The sequence below is a fragment of the Calothrix sp. NIES-2100 genome (assembly GCF_963875285.1).
GTDB lineage: Bacteria > Cyanobacteriota > Cyanobacteriia > Cyanobacteriales > Nostocaceae > Aulosira.
The window spans coordinates 2645647-2667581 of the sequence record NZ_CAWNLA010000001.1 but is presented as its reverse complement, the minus strand read 5'-3'; the positions used below and the strand labels follow the sequence as shown (position 1 = coordinate 2667581).

Below are 21935 nucleotides of genomic sequence, written 5' to 3'. Positions count from 1 at the left end.
TAATTCTCCTGAATACTAATTATCGGCATTTAAATGTTAAAGCCACTGAATTTTTATCTTACAGATGAATTTGCTGACTCTTTTTAGGCAGGTGAGTAGTTAATCAGAGTCTATTTTAACTATTTGTTATCACTTATACAATCAAAAGTTACAATTTTTTTTTACATCATACTAATGGTAGATTTTTGATTTTTTCTCAGGATGCTGTTGGCGAATGGTAGGTTTGTTGACTCAATTGTGATGAAAAAAGTTCTCTCGCTTACCCGAAAAAACGCCCGCAGGAACCGGTAGCCCACAAAGGTAAGCTTTTGTGCGATTAGCCGCACCCGGAGGTGAAAAAGCCCGAAGAATTGCGTCAGTTATGCTCTACACTTACAAGCGATCGCACTTTGGCGGAAATTTCTCAGGAATTACTCGTTATTTGTAACAAATAAGTCACAAATTTGACTTTAAAAGCTGAAAAATTATATATTTATATATTAAAGATACGCTGTGTCATGCCCCGAAAGGGGATGGAAACATTGATGTACTTACTGGTACATTAGCTTTTTTGGCTTTCCTACCTTGCCCCGAAAGGGGATGAAAACATGGCGACGAGACTTTTAGGGCTAACATATTTCGTCAGCTTTCCACTGACCTCGCCCCCAAAGGGGATGGAAACTCGTGAGCAAAACTGAATTGTCAGCAAATATCCCCTTGCGGGGATTGAAATAACGCTGAGAGCGATCGCTTTGCTGTTAACTGTAAACTTCTGGATTCACGCAATGAGGAAGGCGATCGCCTGTTAATCCAGCGATGAGATTTGCGATCGCAATTGCTGCCATTTTTGCCCGTGTTTGCCTACTGGCACTACCGATGTGTGGTGTAATAATTAAGTTATCTAAACTCAGTAACGGGCTATCCATTGATAGGGGTTCGATTTCTGTGACATCCACAGCTGCTGCGGCTATTTGTTTTTGCGACAGTGCGCGATATAATGCATTTTGGTCGATAATCGTGCCTCTGGCTGTGTTAATTAAGATAGCTGAGGGTTTCATTAAGGCAAATTGGCGATCGCTCAACAGATGATATGTATCCTCAGCGCCTGGTGTATGAATGGTGATAAAGTCGGATTCTTGGAGTAAAGTTTCTAAGCTGACAAACTCTGCCTTCAGTGATTCTTCTACCTCCGGCTGACATCTTTGTCTACTTGTATACAAAATTTTCATCTCAAAACCTTGGGCGCGACGAGCAACCGCTTGTCCAATGCGCCCGAAGCCGATAATACCTAAAGTAGCACCTGCTACATCTGGTCCTAATAATAAATCTGGTTCCCAAGTTTTCCACAAACCCGCGCGAGTGAATTTATCTGCTTCCACAACTCGCCTAGCTGCGGACATGAGTAACGCCCAGGTTAAATCTGCGGTAGCATTTGTCAAGACACCTGGAGTATTTCCTACGGGAATTTTTTGGGCTGTAGCTGCGGCGATATCGATGTTATCGTAACCTACCGCCATCTGACTAATGACTTTGAGTGAAGAGGTTGTGATTAATTGCCGGTCAATTTTGTCAGTTAACAGACATAATAATCCATCTACCGCCTGGGCTTTTGCTAGGAGAACATCATAAGGTGGTGGTTGACGTTCCGGCCAAATTTCTACATGTGCAATCGCCTGTAGTTGTTCTAAACTAGCAGGTAAGCGGCGTGTGATAAAGACTTGAGGTACAGACATAGTAGTTATTCAAAATCTTGCATAAAGCGATCGCACTCAACCTATAGTGAAATCATGGACGAATATATGACTGTTGATGGTTGATGGTTGACTATTGTACGGGCGGGTTCACAGATATCCTCGTGGATCAGCAATGATCTAAATAAACCCGCCCCTACAGACTGTTGCCCAATGCCCAATGCCCAATGCCCAATGCCCATTAACTTATGTGTCCACGCGCTGTATCTACAAGTCGCTCAAGTCAAGCTAAACAAACAATTGTCCCCAAATTGTGGTTGTTACTGGTGGGTGTGAATCAATATCAAGATGAGGAACTTCCTTCTCTACGTTATTCCGCAGTTGATTGTCAGGTTCTTGCTGAAGCTTTAGCTGTTGCAACAAAGGAACAATTTCCCCAAACACAGGTAAAAATCTATCACGATTTTGCCCAGCAATTGCCACTATTATCCACTGTTAGGGAAAGTTTACAGCAAATTGCCGCTGATGTGCAAGCGATTGACACAGTTTTATTTTATTTTTCTGGTCATGGCATCTTACAACCAAATACTCAAGAAGCATTTTTGTGTTTGGCAGATACTCATAAAGATAATTTAGAACAGACTGGTTTACCTGTGAAAGAACTTTTGGCACAGTTGAGTAAAAGCGGGGCACAAAATCAGTTAGTCTGGCTAGATGCTTGTCATAGTGGGGGAATGACTCTCAGGGGAGTAGGAGAAACTTTACTGAATCCGACTCCGCAATTAGTTGAGGTTTTGCAACGCAATGCGGGTAAAAGTAAGGGGTTTTATGCGTTACTTTCCTGTGATGTTAATCAACAATCTTGGGAATTTCCCGAATTGGGGCATGGGGTATTTACTTATTATTTAACACGGGGTTTAAATGGTGATGCGGCTGATGCCCAAGGTGTAATTTTTGCTGATGGACTTTATCGCTATGTTTATCATCAAACGTTACAATATATAGATAAAACTAATCAACAATTACGCTTAATTAATCAGCAGAAACGCGGCAAGGGAGACACCCAACTTTTTAGCGAGTATCCCTTACAAACGCCCAAGCGCATTGTCGAAGGAGTGGGGGAGTTAGTACTTGGTGCAATTCCGGCGATCGCCGAATCGAATTCTTTGAGATTAGCACTGGTAATTGAGGGATTTAGTGGTTCTCAGACGACTCTCGATTTGAGTAAGATATTGCTTGACACTGGCAATTTTGAGTTGGAATATTTGCCTCGTCCGGGGGAAACTACTGCTAAAGATATTCGTGTTGCGATTCAACAATGTTTAGGTTTAGCTTATCGCAAAGTAGATGAGGTAGCAGGAGAGGGAGACACGGGGACGCGGGGACGCGGTGATGGGGAGACGCGGGGAGAGGGAGAAAAGCGTATATTTGCTAATAATAATGATGGTTCATTACCTAACCAAGCCTTTGATTTGAGAGAGAATTATCAAAAAACCTCAGAATTTTCTCTTGATAATTCCCCGCGTCCCTCAGTCTCCGCGTCAGAGCGTCCTTTGCAGGAAGCCGCAACAATATTGTTATATCTACGCGGAAGATTGGAAGAAACTCCGACTGGGGAAGCTGCATTATTAATATCAGATGATATTTGGCTGAGTCGTTCTTGGTTAAGACAACAATTACGCCGTTCGCCAATTGCCCAACAAATCATTATTTTAGATTTTCCGGTAGTTGCAACTACTGTCTCTTCTCTGCAAGATTGGGTTGATGATTTGCGGTTGGAATCGGAGAAAGGACAATGTATTATCGCGGGAACTTCCCCAAAAGATAATCCAGAGTTATTTGCCCAAACACTAATTACAACTTTAAAACCTGCGAATAAAAATGCTGGTTTATCTGTAGCTGGGTGGATTACCCAATTGCAAGTGCAACTGTCTACCCAAACCCAAAGCACCCCATTTTTACCCCTGAATTTTTGGTTATCAGGAACTCAAGGTGTAATTGAAATTATCCCCGCCACAACTGGCGCACGCATTCATAAAAAATCAGCTTTAGATTTACGAATTTGTCCTTACCGAGGATTAAGGGCTTTTGCTGAAGATGATGCACAATATTTTTTCGGGAGAGAATCTTTAACCCAGCATTTAATTAGTCAAATAGCACATAAATCTTTCTTAGCTGTAGTTGGTGCTTCTGGTAGCGGTAAATCTTCAGTTGTGCAAGCTGGATTAATTGCGCAATTACGTCCAGGTAAACAATTAGCTGGAAGTGATTCTTGGTTAATTAAAAGCTTGCGTCCCGGTGCGCGTCCGTTGGAAGAGTTAGCGAAGCGATTGGGAGAGGGAGGGGGAAGGGGACAAGGGGATAAGGGGACAAGGGAAGGGGGACAAGGAGGACAAGGGGGACAGGGTAGTAATATTTCTCCCTTGTCTTCCCCCTCTCCCCACCTCATCCTTGAGGGAATGCTCTACCAGGGGGTGGAAGGCTTTGTTTACTGGTTGCGGAGTCGTCCTGAGTCTGTGGTAGTTTTAGTGGTGGATCAGTTTGAGGAGTTGTTTACTCTTGCGCCTGGTGAAGATAGACAGCGGTTTTTAGATTTGCTGCTGGGAGCAATAGAATATGCGTCTGATAAATTTAAATTAGTCATTACTTTGCGGGCTGATTTTATCGCTCCTTGCTTGGAAGTTCCCGCACTGGCGAGTTTATTGCAAGAATCTAGTGTGTTGGTTCCGCCGAATTTAAGCGATCGCGATTACCGTCGTGTCATGATTAATCCAGCCCAACAAGTCGGCTTAAAAGTCGAGTCGGAATTGGTGGAAGTTTTGCTACAGGAGTTAAACCACTCGGCTGGCGATTTACCTCTGTTAGAATTTGTCCTAGAACAGTTGTGGGAATTCCGCCAAGAGGGCGAACTAACTCTAGCAGCTTATCAGCAACAGGTGGGTGGAATTAAAGGCGCTTTGGAACGGAAGGCGCAAGCAGTTTACGAAAGTTTAGATAAACAAGCTCAAGATTGTGCTAGGTGGATTTTTCTCTCTCTCACCCAATTAGGTGAAGGAACAGAAGATACCAGACGCAGAGTATTAAAATCAGAGTTGGTGGTGCAAAAATATCCCGCTGCGTTGGTGGAAAGAACTCTGCAAGTATTAACTGCTGCGAAGTTGGTGGTGGTGAATGTGGATGATGAGGGGAGTGGGGGAGATGCGGGGACGCGGGGACATGGGGATGAAAACGATGCTGTCATATCTAGTTCGGGTAATCTATCATTAAAATCTCTCCGCGTCCCCGCGTCAGAAGTTCTCCGTGTCAGTCCTAACGATCAGATTATCTCTCTGCCGGCATCAGCTGTAACAATAGAAGTAGCCCATGAAATTCTGATACGTCATTGGTCAACTTTGCGCTGGTGGTTAGAAGAAAATCGGAGTAGATTGCGATCGCAGCGTCAAATTGAACAAGCCGCAGCTTTATGGAAACATAATCAGGAGCAATCTGATTTTTTGTTGCAAGGTATCCGTTTAGCTGAGGCGGAAGAAATCTATATTAAATATACCGATGAATTATCCCAAGATGTCCAACTTTTTATTGCTGCTTGTTTAGCAGAAAGAAAACGCCAACAATTTGAACAAAAAAAGCGTCTACGCCAAGCGCAAAGGGCGATTGTTGTCATCAGTGTTTTGGGTATTGCGGCTAGCGGTTTTGGCGTTTTCGCTTATTTCCAAAAACAAGCGGCGCAGTTACGGGAAATTTCAGCTTTAAATGCTTCATCGTCAGCATTATTATTATCCCATCAGCAACTTGAAGCTTTAATTGCTAGTGTGAAAGCTGGGCGAGAAGTTAACCAAGTATCTACACAAAATAAAGATATGCAATTAGCAACCGTCGCCACTCTCCAGCAAGCTGTAGCGCAAACTCAAGAAATCAATCGCTTGGAAGCACACAGTCAAGAAGTTAACGCTGTGAGTTTTAGCCACGATGGTAAAATTCTCGCCTCTGCTAGCGATGACAGAACAATTAAAATCTGGCGTGCAGATGGAAAGTTAATCAATACTATTACCACTAATCAAAATAGATTTACATATCTAGCTTTCAGCCCAGATGATAAATTGATTGCTGCTGCCAGTACAGATAAATCTATCAAACTATATAATATAGATGGCAAATTCATCAAAGCTTTTATTGGACATACTGATTGGGTAAATAGTATTGATTTTAGTCCTGATGGTAAAATGCTGGTTTCTGCTAGCCGAGATAAAACTCTAAAGTTATGGCGGATTGACGGCACTATAATCAATACCTGGAATGCTCATAATGGCTGGGTGAATACTGTTAGCTTTAGCCCAGATAATCAAATTATTGCTTCGGGTGGTGAAGATAATGTGGTGAAGCTGTGGCGAACTACAGATGGGAAGTTGCTGCAAACTCTGTCAGGACATAAAGAACGAGTTACCTGTGTGAAATTTACCCCAGATGGGAAAATTATCGCTTCCGCCAGTGGCGATAAAACTGTCAATTTGTGGAATCGTCAAGGCAAAATTTTACAAACTCTAGAAGGACATACAAATCAAATCAACAGCATCAGCTTTAGTCCAGATGGGAAAATGCTAGCTTCTGCTGATGATGACGCAGTTGTGCAAATCTGGAATAATCAAGATACATCCCCAATAGAATATACAATCAACCAAACTTTAAAAGGACATGGTGGCAGAATTAATAGTATTAGCTTTAGCCAAGATGGTAAAATGATTGCTTCTGCTAGTGCTGATAAAACTGTAAGACTTTGGCAAGTCAATAATCCACTAAATAACCTAGATAAAGGTAAATTTTATAGCGTGAATTTCAGCCTAGATAACCAGATGTTTGCTGCGGCTGGGTGGGATGGGATAATTAAAATTTGGCACAGAGATGGAGTATTTATCAAATCTATCTCAGGTAATAAACAGATAATTTATGCCTTAGATTTCAGCCCAGATAACAAAATTATCGCGGCTGGAAGTGAGGATAAAACGATTAAATTGTGGAATATAGCAAATGGTTCTCTACTTCATACCCTCACAGGACATACAGAGCGAGTAACTAGCATTGATTTTAGCCCAGATGGTAAAATGCTGGCTGCTGGTAGTGACGATAATACGGTAAAACTTTGGCAACTTGCAGATAAAAAACTACTCCAAACTTTAACAGGACATACAAATAAAATCCGCAGCGTCAGTTTTAGTGCTGATGGGAAAATGCTGGCTTCTGGTAGTGACGATAACACCGTAAAACTTTGGCGCATTGATGGTAGCCTTGTCAAAACTTTACAGGGAAATGGACTAGCGATCGCATCTGTGAAATTCAGCCCCGATAACACCATCCTCGCCGCTGCTAGTTTAGACAATACCATCAAACTGTGGAACGTCGCTGACGGGACTTTAATCAACACCCTCACCGGACATTCCAGCGGTGTCACCAGCTTGAGTTTTCTGCCCCATAGCCAAATACTAGCTTCTGGCAGCGCAGACGGTAAAATTAAACTGTGGAATATCCGCGATGCCTACGGCGGTAAACTACGCACTTTACTCAAAACCCTACTCGGTCATCCTGGTAAAATTAATAGCATCAGCTTCAGTCCCGATGGGAAAACACTGATGAGTGCAAGTGAGGATACTGGCTTAAAGCAATGGAATTTAGACTTAACCGACCTACGCCAACGCGGCTGCTTACGTATCAAAGATTACTTACAAAATAACCCAAATGTAAATCAGAGCGATCGCCATCTCTGCGATAATTAAAATAACTCGAAATGACAAATGACCAATGACTAATGACTAATTCTTAACGCCTCTAACTGCTTCAACTGCTGCGATTGCTGTTCCAGACGAATGGAAAGACGCGCACACACTAGTTCACAGATATCAAAAATTAATGGATCTGTAATTTCATAAAACACACTCACCCCTTGGGGTTGACGCTTAATCATCCCCGCTTTGGTGAGAATTTGCAGATGTTTGGACACATTAGCTTGTCCCAGTCCAGTTATATTGATAATTTCTGTGACATTTTTGCTACCAGACCTCAAAGAACATAAAACTTGCAGCCTGCTAATTTCCGATAGTACTTTAAAATAATCAGCAATTTGCCCTAGAGCAGCAGGTGAATTTTCTAACATAAAGATTCTCTAATATTTGCATACATTTATTATATTACTATATGGTAGTATAATCTGGCTGCCAAATAATTGGCTATGAGATATTGTAGGGAACATCCACAATCTTTTGGTGTATGCAGTAATCTTATCAGTGCCTAGCGAACAGTCCAGATTTTTGCTGGTTGTTTAACAAGGTCAGAACTTTCTTTAACAAGGTTAGAACTTTGTTTAACAAGGTCAGACGCTCGTAAAGCCACCATTACACGGTTAAAATCAAACCCAGACTCAAAAGTAGCTTCTACAGAGTCGGTGTAATTGAAAACTGCGATCGCTTCGACAATTCAAACATCGCTAGTTACAAGAGCGATCGCACACTTACACAAGACGCTCTATTTGCTTTGACATTTAAAACACGCCCTATAGGCAGAAAATCAAAGCAAAACCTCTCTCCTCATAGGAGAGAGGTCTATTTGTAGTTAATTTACCGGAAGATGCTCAGATCAAACCGAGTTATTTGTTTCCTGGTAACTGCTGGGGAATAGAGAGGGGCTTAAACGGCTTGAAAGTATTGATATCTACGCAGTTGGTATTATCCAGCTTAACTCTCAGTTCTGAACTGAAAGTAACTAACTGCTCAACAAGAGCTTGGCGATCTGTTAAGCAGCCTTTAATCGCCATCAATTCGCCCAAAGTCCACTCATAGAGATTTCTGTCTGCGTTGTGAATAATCACCGTCAATTCGTTTCTAATTCTCAAGATTTGGTTGAGCAGTTCATCCACTTTAAAGTTGATTACATTCGCAATTCGCAGATTGAATGTATCGTTGTCGCCGATGATGTTGATGAGTTCATTAACGTACTGTCTCACCAGAGTGATGAATGACTGATTCCACTCATTGCGGACATTCTCAATTTTGATGTCAATGTCTCTGTAGACGTTGTTAATCTTGTTATTAATTTCCGTACTGTTAACAACGAAATTGAGAATCCGGTTGTTAATTTCCGTACTATTGATCACCACATTTTCAATCTTTTGGTGAATTTGAGAATTATCGTTGAAGATAGCCTGAATCTTCTGGGTGATTTGCTCGTTATCAAAGATTTGGTTAATGATCACGTTGTTGTTCGTGACATTGTGGTGTAAGCGCTGATCGACGTACTGATTTAATACGTCATTATTATTCACAATGTTCTGAGTAATTAATTTGACATAATTTTTTACCTTTTGCTCGTAGGTATTGTCAATTTGCTGGCTGACGTACTGATTAATATCAGTATTGTTATTCACGACGTTCTGAGTAATTAATTTGATGAATGCTTCTCTACCACCGATGATATGAATCAGGTCATCAACTCGCTGTGTCACTAAACTGATAAATGTCTCATTCCATTCGTTGCGGATATTCTCAATCCTGGTGGTAAATTGATTACTGTTAGCAACGAGGTTGACAATATTGTTATTAACATCAGTATTGTGGTTGACAGTTTGCTGTAAGCGGTGGTCAACGTAATTGTTGAAGACATCATTATCATTGATAATGTTTTCGGTAATCACTTGAATGTGATTTTGGATTTTTTGCTCAAAGCTGTTGTCTATTTCTTGGCTAAAGTACTGGTTAAGCTCAGTGTTCTCCGTGATGAGATTCTGAGTAATTAGTTTGATGTTGTTGCGTATCTTTTGTTCAAAACTTTGGTCTAATTTTTGCTCAACATGTTGGTCAATGTATTGGTTGAGTTCCTGCTTCTTGATAATGTTGTTGACAATTAATTCAACATTATTGCTGATTTTGTCCCCGAAGATTTGGTCTATTTGCTGGTTGAGGTATTGGTTTATTTCTGTATTGTTAGCAACAATACTTTGCGTAATTAAGTTGACGTTATTTTGAATCTTCTGCTCGAAGGTTTGGTCAAGTTGCTGATTGACATGGCTGTCAATATACTGGTTGAGTTCCTGTTTATTGACGATGCTGTTGACAATTAATTCAACATTATTGGTGATTTTGTCTGCAAAGGTTTGGTCTATTTGCTGGTTGACGTATTGGTTGATTTCCGTATTGTTGCTAACAATACTTTGGGTAATTAAGTTGACGTTATTTTGAATCTTCTGCTCGAAGCTTTGGTCAAGTTGCTGATTGATATGGCTGTCAATATACTGGTTGAGTTCCTGTTTATTGACGATGCTGTTGACAATTAATTCAACATTATTGGCGATTTTGTCGGCGAAGGTTTGGTCTATTTGCTGGTTGACGTATTGGTTGATTTCTGTATTGTCGCTAACAATACTTTGTGTAATTAAGTTGACGTTATTTTGAATCTTCTGCTCGAAGGTTTGCTCAAGATACTGGTTGAGTTCCTGCTTATTGACGATGCTGTTGACAATTAATTCAACATTATTCGTGATTTTGTCGGCGAAGGTTTGGTCTATTTGCTGGTTGACGTACTTGTTGATTTCCGTATTGTTAGCAACAATACTTTGTGTAATTAAGTTGACGTTATTTTGAATCTTTTGCTCAAATGTTTGGTCAACTTGCTGATTGACGTGGCTGTCAATATACTGGTTGAGTTCCTGTTTATTGACGATGCTGTTGATGATTAATTCAACGTTATTTTGGATCTTTTGCTCGAAGCTTTGGTCAACTTGCTGATTGACATGGCTGTCAATATACTGGTTGAGTTCTTGCTTATTGACAAGGTTGCTGATAATTAAGCTAACGTTATTACGTACTTTTTGCTCGAAGCTTTGGTCAACTTGCTGATTGACGTGCTGGTCAATATACTGGTTAAGTTCCTGCTTGTTGACAAGGTTGTTGATAATTAAGCCTACGTTGTTACGTATTCTTTGTTCAAAAGTTTGGTCAATTTGTTGATTGACATGGCGGTCAATATACTGGTTGAGTTCCTGCTTATTAACAATATTGTTGACAATTAAGCCAACGTTGTTACGGATTCTTTGCTCAAAAGTTTGATCAACGTATTGGTTAATTTGCTGGTTAATTCTAGTTGTGATCTCGACATTGATTTTATCTGCGAGCAGCTTGTCTAAATAGCTAGACCAACCTTGTAAATACTGGTTGAGATTAAACTCCATCTGCTGTTGATAAGCATCCATCGAAAATCTGACTTTCGCGATTTCTACGGACAGGTTTTTGAAGTGCTTCTCGTAGTTCTTTAAAAGCCACTGTTCCAGTTGATCCCAATACTTAGCTTCCAGGGTGACATCAGCTTGATCGATGACTTTAATAGATGCATTAATCTGCTGTAACTGCTGCTCCCATTTTTTCTTAAATTCTTCGTCGTTAAAGCTGAAGCTGAAGTTCATCGAGCTACTGACACCGATTGGTTCCCGATTTACATTTCCACTATTACCTTCAATATTCGTGACAGTCTCGGTTGTTACACTTGTAAAAGTCTTTTCTTGTTTTTGATATCTTTCAGTCAGTTCAGTTACACTAACTTCCTCTATCGCTAGAATAATTCGCCCTTCATTATCGTCTTTGAAGGTGTCAATAAATAAACCTGTTAGCGTAGTTTTTTCTTTGACTTCTAAAACTACTTCATCTTTCAATCCATTCAATGACAGCCAAGTTTCTTCAACTTCAATTCCAGTCAATTTGGTAATAGTTTTTCCACCTTTGAGCCAGATTAAAGCCCAAGGTTCGATATTGAACTGCTTGTTCTCTGACCAATAGCTAGCATTTCCTTCACGAATTTTGAGCCGATAATTACCAGGATTTAATTCAACAAAATTATCACCAGATTGTTTCAGACTAGAAAGATATTTTTCATCTAGAACATAACAATTGCGTTTGCTGTCTACTGTTAATGTCTGAGGGTTAAAAAATGGCTTATTGCTGCTAATTGCCAGATTAATTGCACCATTATTCTCAGCATTGTTGACATCAAAGAATAAGGCGTTGAGAACTGCTTTTTCTTTAACTTCTAACTTCAGGGTATCATTATAGCCATTTAAAGTTGTCCAGGTTGCACCAACCTCAAACCCTGTATTTTTGTTGATGAAGGTATGACCATCGACACCATATATCCAAAGTAAAACGAAAGGTTCACCTTCGGTTTTTGTCTTAGCGTAACTATAGCGACCACCAGTAATTCTGATGTCGTAAGTACCTTTTTCAAACACATATGAACTAGCAACATTTTGTTGCAAATTGTTCATTTGGTTGGCATCAATAACGTAACAATTGTTTTTGGTGTCGATGGTTAAAATACTCATGCTTTCCTTTTTAGCAGTTGTAATTGCTTGGGGAACTTTTGCTTTTTGGGATTGTGCTTCTGAGGTGATTACTGTTGTTGCTGCTGTAACTGGTTCATAAAGACTGATACCAGCCCAACGCCCGACTGGTTCAGTGGTAGCAATTAATGTGCCTTTGCCGGTTTTAGTATCAATGCGGATTAATTGTCCGTCTTTACCTAAGTTAAAAAAGTTGCCGGTTACGCCATAGAGAACATCACCAACAAATTCCATACTGGCGACATCAGCAAAACCTATATCGCCAATAGTTTTAACTTCACCTGTATCCAAGTTAGTGCTGGCTAATAACTTCTTCTTGTCGTAACCAATCAAGGTAATATAAGCTTTACCTTCAGCATTAAAGGCAACTTCGCCACAGTTGAAGTCTTTATCTGCTACTGTTACTGCTGGCGTACCTTTACCTGTGTCGAGATTAATCGCAATTAGTTGTTTAGCTGTTGTGGCGTAGAGGGCTTGACGCTGGCGATTATATGCTAAACCTGCGGCGGCAAAGCCTATATCTCCGATTACAGTAGCATTACCTGAATTCAGGTCAATTTTCACTAATCGAGTTTTTTCGCCTTCGCGGTCGAGTCCATATAGTTGGGAACCGACAAAAGCAATATCAGAAACTTCTGTAACTATCTCGCCAATAAAAGCAGCTTTTCCTGTAACTAAATCTAGGGTATAGAGTTTGCTTAATTGATTGGTGACACAATCTTGAATATAAACTGCCCCTGGTTGGAGTTTTATAGTTTTAGGTGTGGTGATTGTGTTAGGTGTCCGACTACCGCAGATAACTTTTTCTAAGACGGCACTAAAACCACTGATAGCATCTTTATTTGTAAAAAATTGCCCCCCTGTTGAGGACGCAATTCTCGCATATTCGCTTTTGATTCCTTCTTGATGTTTGCTATTAGAAGTGCCAAAATAGGTGTGAACCGTAACTCCTGCTTTTTGGGCTTTTTGGATAGCTAAATCAGCGGCTTGAATATCTTTTTGCTCTGTTTTATCTCCACCACCTTCGAGTGCTTCATCACCGAGATAAAAAATTCCTCTCGCTGCACCTGCGCGCCAATTAAAGTGTTCACAAATATCTTCAATGGCACGCGCGCCATCTTCTTGCGCTCCGGCAGATTTTACTGTGCCGATTTTTCTTCCCCGGAGTTTTGATTCCGCTACTTTAGCTGTTTGCGTGAGATAATTTCTGATAGTTTGGTCGAAGTTTGTTCCTTTCCAAATACTTTCTATACCCAGCCAAACTACTCTTAAATCTGAAGGACAACTAGATTTAGCTTTGGCGATCGCACTGGCAGCCGCATCACTGAGATTCCGTGCTTCATCTCTCATTGACGCACTAGTATCAATGATGATTACTAAATCTACAGCAGGTGCAGAGTTTGCCTGTTTATTCATGTTTATTTCCTTTTTTTTCTTGTTGATGAAACTAAATAATTTCATATTTGCATTTGCAATGGAAATCCAAGCAGTAGACAGAAATTTTGTGGATAAACTTGATGTTATTACTTAATGTGCTAGTCTATTTAAACACTTTTGCCAGAAATAATACAAGGTCATAAATGTCATATATTTATCTCTGCGTTAGATATTTGGACTTGTTTGCCAACTGACTAGTCTTGATAGTACTGCCTAAGTATTGGTGACAATTTAAAGCGATCGCGCCGATGTCAAACAGGATGTGTTTGCGAGTCCTGGGTTTGCCATTACTGTATTCCCTTAGGTACACCTCTTGAAAAGATTACCTTTTTCTGAAGTTGTAACCATACTACCTAGGTAGGATTGTCAGAATTCTTCTATTGACAGATGACTTATGGTAGTGTTTATGCATCAGTATGGAAGAAAAAGAGCGAAAATAGAGAAGTTAGAGCAGGAACGCAAATTCTCAAGATTGGGCTTGATTTTCACTTTTTCCGGACACCGTTAACCCCTAAAGGTAATCGAAGACGGCTGAAACCACGAGTTGGTAATCACTTGCTGTTGCGTTTTCAAAACTTGAGGGGTGATATTTTATCGTTTCTGACGGAAGCAGAAAATTTCGGGCGCTTTCATTCGCCAATATACGTTTCTTTCTTTCGACTGCATCGCAGCGTGGTCTTAATCTCTTGCAAGTGTTTACTGACGGATGACAAAATAATGTCTCTGTTTTCTTTTCTTCTAAGACTATTAGCTAGGCAGTTACCTTTTGTCAGTTAATTATGATTATTATGCATATTTATGAGTTTATGTCAATGCATAAACTTCATATGTTTTGAGATAAAAAATTAAGTTATGTTAGGAAAAAATATAAATAATTTGTTAAATTTTTCGGATTTATTGTGTGTGCTAGTTTGTTTATTGTTAGTATAAATTTAGTCAAAACAATGAGTTACCAAGAAATTCTCAAACGCTATATAGCGAAGTAAAGAGATTTTCAGTATCTGAATTTAAACCAGATTTCTTTGCAGGGTGTTGCCTGAGAGTTAGCTTATTTATTTAATGCTGACTTTATCTGTGCAGACTTAGAATTAGCTTCTTTATGATTAAAGTTACTGGCTTAACTAGTCAACAAAAGTAATGGCTAAAAGAATTCGCAGATAAAACATCTTTGGTTTTGAAAATAAATGAGCAGCATAGAACAAATTCTCGAAACTACAGAAGCATTAATTTTTAATAAAACAGGAAAATCGCTCTCTTTTATTCAAAAAGCTATCCTGTCTGCATCTCTGGCAGAATATAAAAAAAATTATGCACAAATTGCTGGAGAAAATAACTATTCTAAAAATTATATTAGACAAATAGTTGCTCCTAAATTATGGCAATTACTTTCTGAGATTTTCGAGGTAAAAGTCAATCGAACTAATTGCCGTGCTGTGCTAGAGCAACGATTAGAATTGACATTTTTTCAGACTAAATTACCGCAGATACAAAAGCAACACAAGCTAGATTTAGAACCTCCACAAGGACAAGTTCCTCTGGCTTCTAGCTTTTATATTGAACGTGGTTTAGAACAGATATGTTATCAAGAAATTTTGCAACCTCATGCATTTATCCACATCAAAGCGCCACGGAAGATGGGAAAAACTTCTCTCATGTCAAGAATTTTGGCTTATGGCAGATCTCATAGTTATCATACTGTCCGTTTAAGTTTACATCGGGCTGAAACCAAAGTTTTCACTTCATTAGAAAAATTCTTGCGTTGGTTCTGTGCTAATGTTACCTACCAGTTAGGAATAGAGTCAAAGCTAGAAGAATGTTGGGATGAAGAAATGGGAGCTTTGATGAACTGTACTATTTATTTTCAAAATTATTTATTACCGGAAATTTCCCACCCGGTTATTTTGGCTGTAGATGAAGTTAATAAGTTATTTGAATATCCTGAGATTTACCCTGATGTTCTGACATTATTTTCTTCGTGGTATGAGGAAAATCGAGATATATTAATTTGGCAAAATCTGCGGTTAATAATTGTTAATTCTCCCCAGATTTATGAGAATTTAAATAAGCATAACTATCCTTTTAATTTAGGGTTAACAATTGACCTACCCCCATTTACCAGATTGCAGGTGGAAGATTTAGCAAAGCTTCACAGGCTGGAACTTACAGAATCTCAACTAGAAGTATTAATGGAACTTACAGGAGGATTTCCTTATTTAGTACGTCAAGCACTTTATCATAGTGTCATACATCAGATGCCTATAGAAACTGTACTGCTTAATACTGGGACTGATACGGAAATTTTTAGCCAGTATTTACACGAACAGTCTTGGAGTCTGAAGCAAAATATTGATTGGGCGCCTCCTATAGCATTGAAAATTGTTTCCCGATGACTCTTTGGTTCTGGGGAAAAGAGAAATAATCAAAGGATGCTTCTTTGGCATCACGGCAGCAAGCTGTTCTCAATTTTAACCCGGAGACAAAAAAGTGCAAATTACTAAGCGCAATGTCGAGTTAAGAGTAAATGACAGCTTAATGCGTGTCTATGTAGCCGCGCCTAAAGCAGCCGGAGTTTACCCTGGTATTGTATTTTACAGTGATATTTATCAGTTAGGTGGTGCAATCATTCGTCTGGCTAACTACTTAGCAGGATTTGGCTATGTAGTAGCAGCACCAGAAATTTTTCATCGCCTGGAGCCAATTGGGATGGTGATTGAACCAGATGATTTAGGGCGGATGCGGGGAAATGATGATGCACGGCGAACGGCGATCGCGGATTATGATGCTGATTGTCGGGCGGTAATTGAATTTCTCAAAACAGAAAGTTCCGTTTCTCCTGGTAAAATCGGTACTCTCGGCTTTTGTATTGGTGGACATTTAGCTTTCCGCGCTGCTTTTCAATCGGAAATTAAAACTTCTGTCTGCTGCTACCCGACCGGCATCCCCAGTGGTAAGCTAGGTCAGGGCATAGCTGATACAATCCATCGGGTGAGTGAAATTAAAGGCCAGATGCTTTTGGTTTTTGGTACTCTTGACCCGCATATCCCAGAACCCGACCGTCAAACGATAATTAAAGCGCTAGAGAATGCAAATATCCCTCACAAAGTTCTGATGTATGAAGCAGAGCATACATTTATGCGTGATGATGGTTATCGCTACGATGCGGTTGCTGCTACTTCTGCTTGGGCGGAAATAGTCAGTTTCTTAGAAACTATGTTTGCAAACTGAAGAATAACTGATATTATGTCCGCTTAATTATTTACTAAACCCGAAGAACCCCACCCCGCCAAAGCTGTGCTTTGTCTCCCCTCCCCGCTTGCGGGGAGGGGATTAAGGGGTGGGGTGCGATGCTTACTTTTACACAGTAAATCGATACAAAATATTGCCCTGTTCGTTCACTTCAAAAGTAGCATTGAGTTCTTTGGCTTTTTCATCTAAATATTGTTTAGCTTCCTGGATTGGTATTTCCGAACTTTGCGCTAGTTGGAATACTGTTATGCTGCCGGCATTGTTATCTATTAATTCTAAGAATACTAAGTCAAGACGCTTTTGTTCTGATGCCACAAGTAATGCTTGTTCTTTTCGCTTCTGCTGTAATAATGACCAACTCAACCAGCCTCCTAAGACTGTTGAGGGAACGGTCAGAATAGTTAAAGCTGCTACAGCATCGTTTTTGTCTTTAGGTGTAGTGTTGGGATTAATAATTTCTAGCATCATCGCCACAGAAAATGGAATACCAAATAAGAGAAAACATATTGCTAAAAATTTTTTAACTAGTTTCATATAACTTTTTTCACTTACTATTAAAAAAGTATATGTTTATTATATACGTATAATAAATAACTTGTAAAAGAGATATTTTACGGAAATTTTTAGGGAAATATGCTATGTTGAGGCGATCGCTCAAAGATGATACAGCAATCCTAGATGATTTGTGAAAATTCGCTGCTTTTAGATGCCTGACTTCTCAAAGCAGTGGCGGATCTATTCACAATCAAGTGCGATCGCCTGGGTAGTTTTTGGCTATCCTTAGATCTAAACTGTGTTTTGGTATTTGAGATGATTGCGGATGTTGGCGATTTTGCACTAATACCAAGGCTGCAACTGCTAAAAGAAAATAACCAAAGGTTTTCTGAAGTTTTTGGGCTGGTACAAACTGAGCTAAGTATGCACCGGGAATTGTTCCTAAACTTGCAGCCAAAATAAAGGATAATATCAGACTCCAATTGAGAGAAACCTGTCCCAGGTAGCCCAAAAAACCTGCAACTGAATTAAATGCGATAATCAGCAGTGATGTACCGATCGCTTTTTTCATGGGTACATTTCCTAAGAGTACCAAGGCTGGGACGATGGCAAATCCACCACCTACACCCACCAACCCAGTTAGTACTCCAACTCCTAAGCCTTCAGTCATTAACCATAACCAGCAATATTTACAAACTGGTCGAGGATAAAATGCTAGTTGTGGATCTGCGGCGGTAGGCTTAGAACTACGGCGAATCATAAACACTGCTGCTAGCAACATCATGACTGCAAACAGCATCATTTGGAAGCTTTCGGTAACTATTGGGAGTGTGGCAATTTTGGCTCCGATAAATGCACCCAACATTGTAGCGGAACCGAAGATAATTGCAGTTTTTAAGCTAATATTTTTGGCTCGCCAGTGGGGAATCAGTCCCAATAAACTAACTGTACCGACAATTACCAAAGTCATAGCGATCGCAGATTTTGGCGGTACACCCATGACGTAAACTAAGATTGGCAGCGCCAGCACTGAACCACCACCGCCAATTAAGCCCAAGCTTAGCCCAATACCAGCAGCTAGTAGATGCCCAATAATCCACAGTGTCATACGCTACTCCGCTGGTTATACGGTAGTTTCGCCAGCATCATCCCCAATATACAAGTGTCTGTGATGCCTGAATAGATTAACCCTGCTCCCATTACGCCACTGAGAAGGAGGAACCAGGGAGAAATAAATACTCCTAGTAATGTACCGATTACTACTGAGGAACCTGTAATCATCTGAACTTGTCGCAGTAGGCTAATTGGGGCTTTGCGGTTGATTGTAGTAGGTAAACCTGCTTCTTTCCATGCACCAATACCACCGACTAAATGAGTTACTGTTGCAAACTCAGCAGTAAACAGCTTTTGGGCTGCCATTGTCGAGCGATTTCCTGAGCGACAGTAGAGAACGATGCTACCATCTTGAGGAATCTTGCGAAGGTCAAAGTTAGATAGGGAAACTAGGGTTGCGCCTGGGATATGTTCGCCTGCATACTCAGCTGGTTCACGAACATCGATTAGTGTCACAGCTTTTTGTTCAAGCAGCTGTTTGAGAGTTTGGGCGCTCACTGTTTGCAATCTATTTACACCAGAAGTAGTCATCGAATTTTATCCTTGTAGTTATGAAAAGGCAGAGGGCAGAAGTGAAGAGGTTTTGAAGTATATTTATGTTCGTTATATACTTCGGTTTTTTACGCCTTTATACTGAGTTCTCTATATTTGAATTAAGCTGCAACGCTACCGCAGCGCTGGTTGGCTGGGACGGCTTCCATAATTTTGTTGGGTTGGGGTAGGTTGAGATTTGCCATCAATTGCACAAATTCACTGCGGTTACGTCCGGCTAACCGAGGGTTCCATTGCTTCTCTTCACTAATGGTAGAAACTGTGTGTCCGCGATAATCATGACCGGGATAAACTAAGGTTTCATCTGGTAGTGTGAACAATTTTTGCGTTATTGAGTCATACATGGCTTGTGCATTCCCACCTTGGAAGTCAGTTCTTCCACAGCCACGAATCAGCAGCGCATCTCCAGTTAATAAGTGAGTGCCATTAACTAGATAGGCATTATGGCTGTCGGTATGACCAGGAGTTGCGATCGCTTCTATTTTCACACTCCCTAACTCTAATATTTCTCTATCTTTAATCAAGCGGTCTGCACAGGCAACTTGGGCATTTTCCGGCACAATCCCCAGACAACCTGTTAACTCCCGTAGTTTGGCTGTGCCTGTAATATGGTCGGCGTGGATATGGGTTTCTAGACAGTATTTTAGAGTTAGTCCCAGTTCATTGAGCAATTTGCGATCTCGTTCCACCTGCTCTAATACTGGATCAACTAGGACAGCAAATTTTGTCGCGCGATCGGCAATTAAATACGTATATGTACTTGTTTCTGGGTCAAATAGTTGTCTAAATAACATGATGGCTGACTCCGATAATCTCTCTTGCCAATATCTTATTCGCTAATACTACTATATAGTTATATATTGTATTTGGCGATATTTTTTGCGAAAAGATAATTGAAATTCTTTGCTGGTGGGTCTTTCTACTCTACGTCCTGACATGAACGGCGACGGCAGTAATACCGCAATCCCCACATAGAGGTAACTAAAATCACAATTTTTAAGACCAAAGGACTGAAAACAAAACTGATAAACAGACTGACTACGGCAATAGTACTTGTCAAAACAACTACTATCTCTTCTTCGCGAAAGTAGAATCTGAGAAAGATGGCGATAAGTGCAACGCTAAATGCCAGGAGCAAGGATGTATACATAAAAATGCACCTTCTGGAAGAGTCAAAGGCTCAACAGTCAATCAATTTTGGATTTTGGATTTACGATTTTGGATTGACTGCACCCATAAAGGTAGGGGCGGGTTTAGTTGGATGTTTGTGAATGAATGAGGATATTTGTGAACCCGCCCCTACTTGGGGATTTTAAATTGACGATTTTGGATTTGTTCCACCCACGGCTGTGCATGAACCGAAATAATCTAAAATCTAAAATCTAAAATTGGCGCGGTCAACAGTCATTAGTTATTTCTCCCTCATCCCCCGTAAAGATTTTTATCGGTTTAGTTTACCAAAGTCTTGTATTACTATATAGTTATATCATGAAATGAGAGTTATGAGGTAAAACTGCTGTGGGATGTCAGTCGCATACTGCTACAAAGCGGTATCAGTAGGTGAACCTCGTAACTAGTATGAGGAGCTGGTTGACTCTGGCTGTATTAAATAGTTACCGGGGGGAATTTTATGGCTCGAATTGTGGTGATTGGTGCTGGAATTGGGGGATTACCCGTTACCTACGAACTGCGACGACTCTTGCCAAAAGAACATCAAATTACACTGATTTCTAATACCCCTAAGTTCACTTTTATTCCTTCTCTGCCTTGGGTAGGGTTGAATCTTAAAGAACTTAAGAGTATTCAATTAGATGTAGAAAATCTGTTAGTAAATCGAGGAATAGATTGGATATTAGGAGGAGTTAGCCAAATTCAGCCAGAGTTGCAGCAAATCGTTGTAAATGAAACTGTAATTCCTTATGACTACGCGGTGATTGCTACAGGTGCAGAATTAGCATTAGACGCAATCCCCGGAATGGATCAGGGATATGTGCAGTCTGTGTGTAATCCACCTCATGCACTTAAAGCTGCCCAATGCTGGAAACAGTTTCTCAAAAAACCAGGGCCGATAGTAGTAGGAGCCTTACCTGGAGCGAGTTGTTTTGGACCAGCTTACGAATTTGCATTACTTACAGATTGGCTATTACGGCGATATGGGTTACGCAATCAGGCCCCCATTACTTTCATTACACCAGAACCCTATATTGGACATTTGGGAATTGGTGGGATGGCAAATTCTGCGGAGTTGGTGACAAAATTACTCAAACAAAAAGAAATTACAGTACTGGAGAATACAGCTATTAGCTATGTTGGGCCAGAGACAATTTACTTAGCAGATGGTCGTTCTCTACCCTTTGCCTACAGTATGCTGCTTCCACCTTTTCGGGGGCCGCGTTTTTTACGAGAAGCGCCTTCTTTAACCGACCAAAAAGGGTTTATGCCCGTACTGCCAACATACCAACATCCTCAGTTTCCCTCAATATATAGTGTCGGGGTGATTACTCAACTCAAACCACCAGAACAAACTCCCATTCCCATCGGTGTACCTAAGACAGGTCAAATGACTGAAGCAATGGGGGTAGCTGTAGCTCATAATATTGCTGTGCAACTAAAGGTAATTTCTGCTCCTTTGGTAGCTCCAACTTTAGAAGCGCTTTGTTTAGCAGATTTTGGAGACACAGGAATTGCATTTTTAGCAGACCAAGTTTTACCCGATCCAATTACTAAACAAAGGCGACGAGCAATAGCGAAAGAAGGGCTTTGGGTAAGTTGGGCTAAGACTGCTTTTGAGAAATTTTTCTTAGCTAAAATGCGTTGGGGTTTAGCAGTTCCTTGGTTCGAGCATTGGGGATTAAATCTCATGGGTTTAAACCTGGTACAACCGGTCGAAGATTTGGAATTTTTAGAAAAGCCTCAACCTGTGGAAATGAAATAGTCATTAGTCATTAGTCATTAGTCATTTGTCATTTGTTGTTTGTATGGTGTGTTGTTGCGTATCAACGCACCGCTAATAATTCTCACTTTAAACCCAAATTTTTCTCTGCAAAATC

At 40.3% G+C, this 21935-nt stretch carries 12 protein-coding genes; 4 read left to right on the top strand and 8 right to left on the bottom strand.

Annotated elements, in window-relative coordinates; genetic code table 11:
* Positions 1–737 precede the first annotated feature (737 nt).
* Positions 738–1712 carry a 2-hydroxyacid dehydrogenase gene (locus tag AACU32_RS11460; protein WP_096599683.1) on the bottom strand — a complete coding sequence of 325 codons (975 nt, stop codon included), beginning with the start codon at positions 1710–1712 and terminating at the stop codon, positions 738–740.
* A 206-nt stretch (positions 1713–1918) separates the two neighbouring features.
* Here AACU32_RS11460 and AACU32_RS11455 point away from each other — a divergent pair, with 206 nt between their 5' ends.
* Positions 1919–7438 (top strand): nSTAND1 domain-containing NTPase, encoded by a 5520-nt coding sequence (locus AACU32_RS11455; RefSeq protein ID WP_339377781.1) that lies wholly within the window; start codon positions 1919–1921, stop codon positions 7436–7438.
* 29 nt (positions 7439–7467) lie between these two features.
* On the opposite strand, the gene AACU32_RS11450 is transcribed toward AACU32_RS11455, so the two are convergent.
* On the bottom strand, positions 7468–7815 hold the full coding sequence (locus tag AACU32_RS11450; protein WP_096599682.1) for an ArsR/SmtB family transcription factor: 348 nt from the start codon (positions 7813–7815) through the stop codon (positions 7468–7470).
* A 489-nt stretch (positions 7816–8304) separates the two neighbouring features.
* The gene (locus AACU32_RS11445) at positions 8305–13458 is read right to left on the bottom strand and encodes a hypothetical protein (protein WP_339377780.1); all 5154 of its coding nucleotides are present in this window, start codon (positions 13456–13458) and stop codon (positions 8305–8307) included.
* Between the two features lie 1205 nt (positions 13459–14663).
* Here AACU32_RS11445 and AACU32_RS11440 point away from each other — a divergent pair.
* Both AACU32_RS11440 and AACU32_RS11435 read left to right on the top strand, forming a co-directional pair.
* Positions 14664–15869: an AAA-like domain-containing protein gene (locus AACU32_RS11440; protein WP_096599681.1), complete on the top strand. Its 1206-nt coding sequence runs from the start codon at positions 14664–14666 to the stop codon at positions 15867–15869.
* A gap of 94 nt (positions 15870–15963) precedes the next feature.
* Positions 15964–16704, top strand: a complete 741-nt coding sequence (locus AACU32_RS11435; RefSeq protein WP_096599680.1) for a dienelactone hydrolase family protein — start codon at positions 15964–15966, stop codon at positions 16702–16704.
* 129 nt (positions 16705–16833) lie between these two features.
* Here the strand turns inward: AACU32_RS11435 and AACU32_RS11430 are convergent, their stop codons facing one another.
* From AACU32_RS11430 to AACU32_RS11410, 5 genes are all read right to left on the bottom strand, one after another.
* A complete protein-coding gene (locus AACU32_RS11430) occupies positions 16834–17259 on the bottom strand; it encodes a hypothetical protein (RefSeq protein WP_096599679.1) in 426 nt (141 codons plus the stop codon).
* A 211-nt stretch (positions 17260–17470) separates the two neighbouring features.
* Positions 17471–18328: a sulfite exporter TauE/SafE family protein gene (locus AACU32_RS11425; protein ID WP_096599678.1), complete on the bottom strand. Its 858-nt coding sequence runs from the start codon at positions 18326–18328 to the stop codon at positions 17471–17473.
* Entirely contained in the window at positions 18325–18864 is a 540-nt protein-coding gene (locus tag AACU32_RS11420) for a rhodanese-like domain-containing protein (RefSeq protein WP_096599677.1), read from the bottom strand. The genes AACU32_RS11425 and AACU32_RS11420 overlap by 4 nt, the downstream gene beginning before the upstream one ends.
* Before the next feature lie 122 nt (positions 18865–18986).
* The gene (locus AACU32_RS11415) at positions 18987–19679 is read right to left on the bottom strand and encodes an MBL fold metallo-hydrolase (RefSeq protein ID WP_096599676.1); all 693 of its coding nucleotides are present in this window, start codon (positions 19677–19679) and stop codon (positions 18987–18989) included.
* Positions 19680–19804: 125 nt separating this feature from the next.
* Complete coding sequence (locus tag AACU32_RS11410; protein WP_339377779.1) at positions 19805–20035, bottom strand: hypothetical protein; 231 nt, start codon at positions 20033–20035, stop codon at positions 19805–19807.
* Between the two features lie 480 nt (positions 20036–20515).
* On the opposite strand from AACU32_RS11410, the gene AACU32_RS11405 reads away from it, so the two are divergent.
* On the top strand, positions 20516–21820 hold the full coding sequence (locus AACU32_RS11405; RefSeq protein ID WP_096599675.1) for an NAD(P)/FAD-dependent oxidoreductase: 1305 nt from the start codon (positions 20516–20518) through the stop codon (positions 21818–21820).
* The last annotated feature ends 115 nt before the right edge of the window (positions 21821–21935 follow it).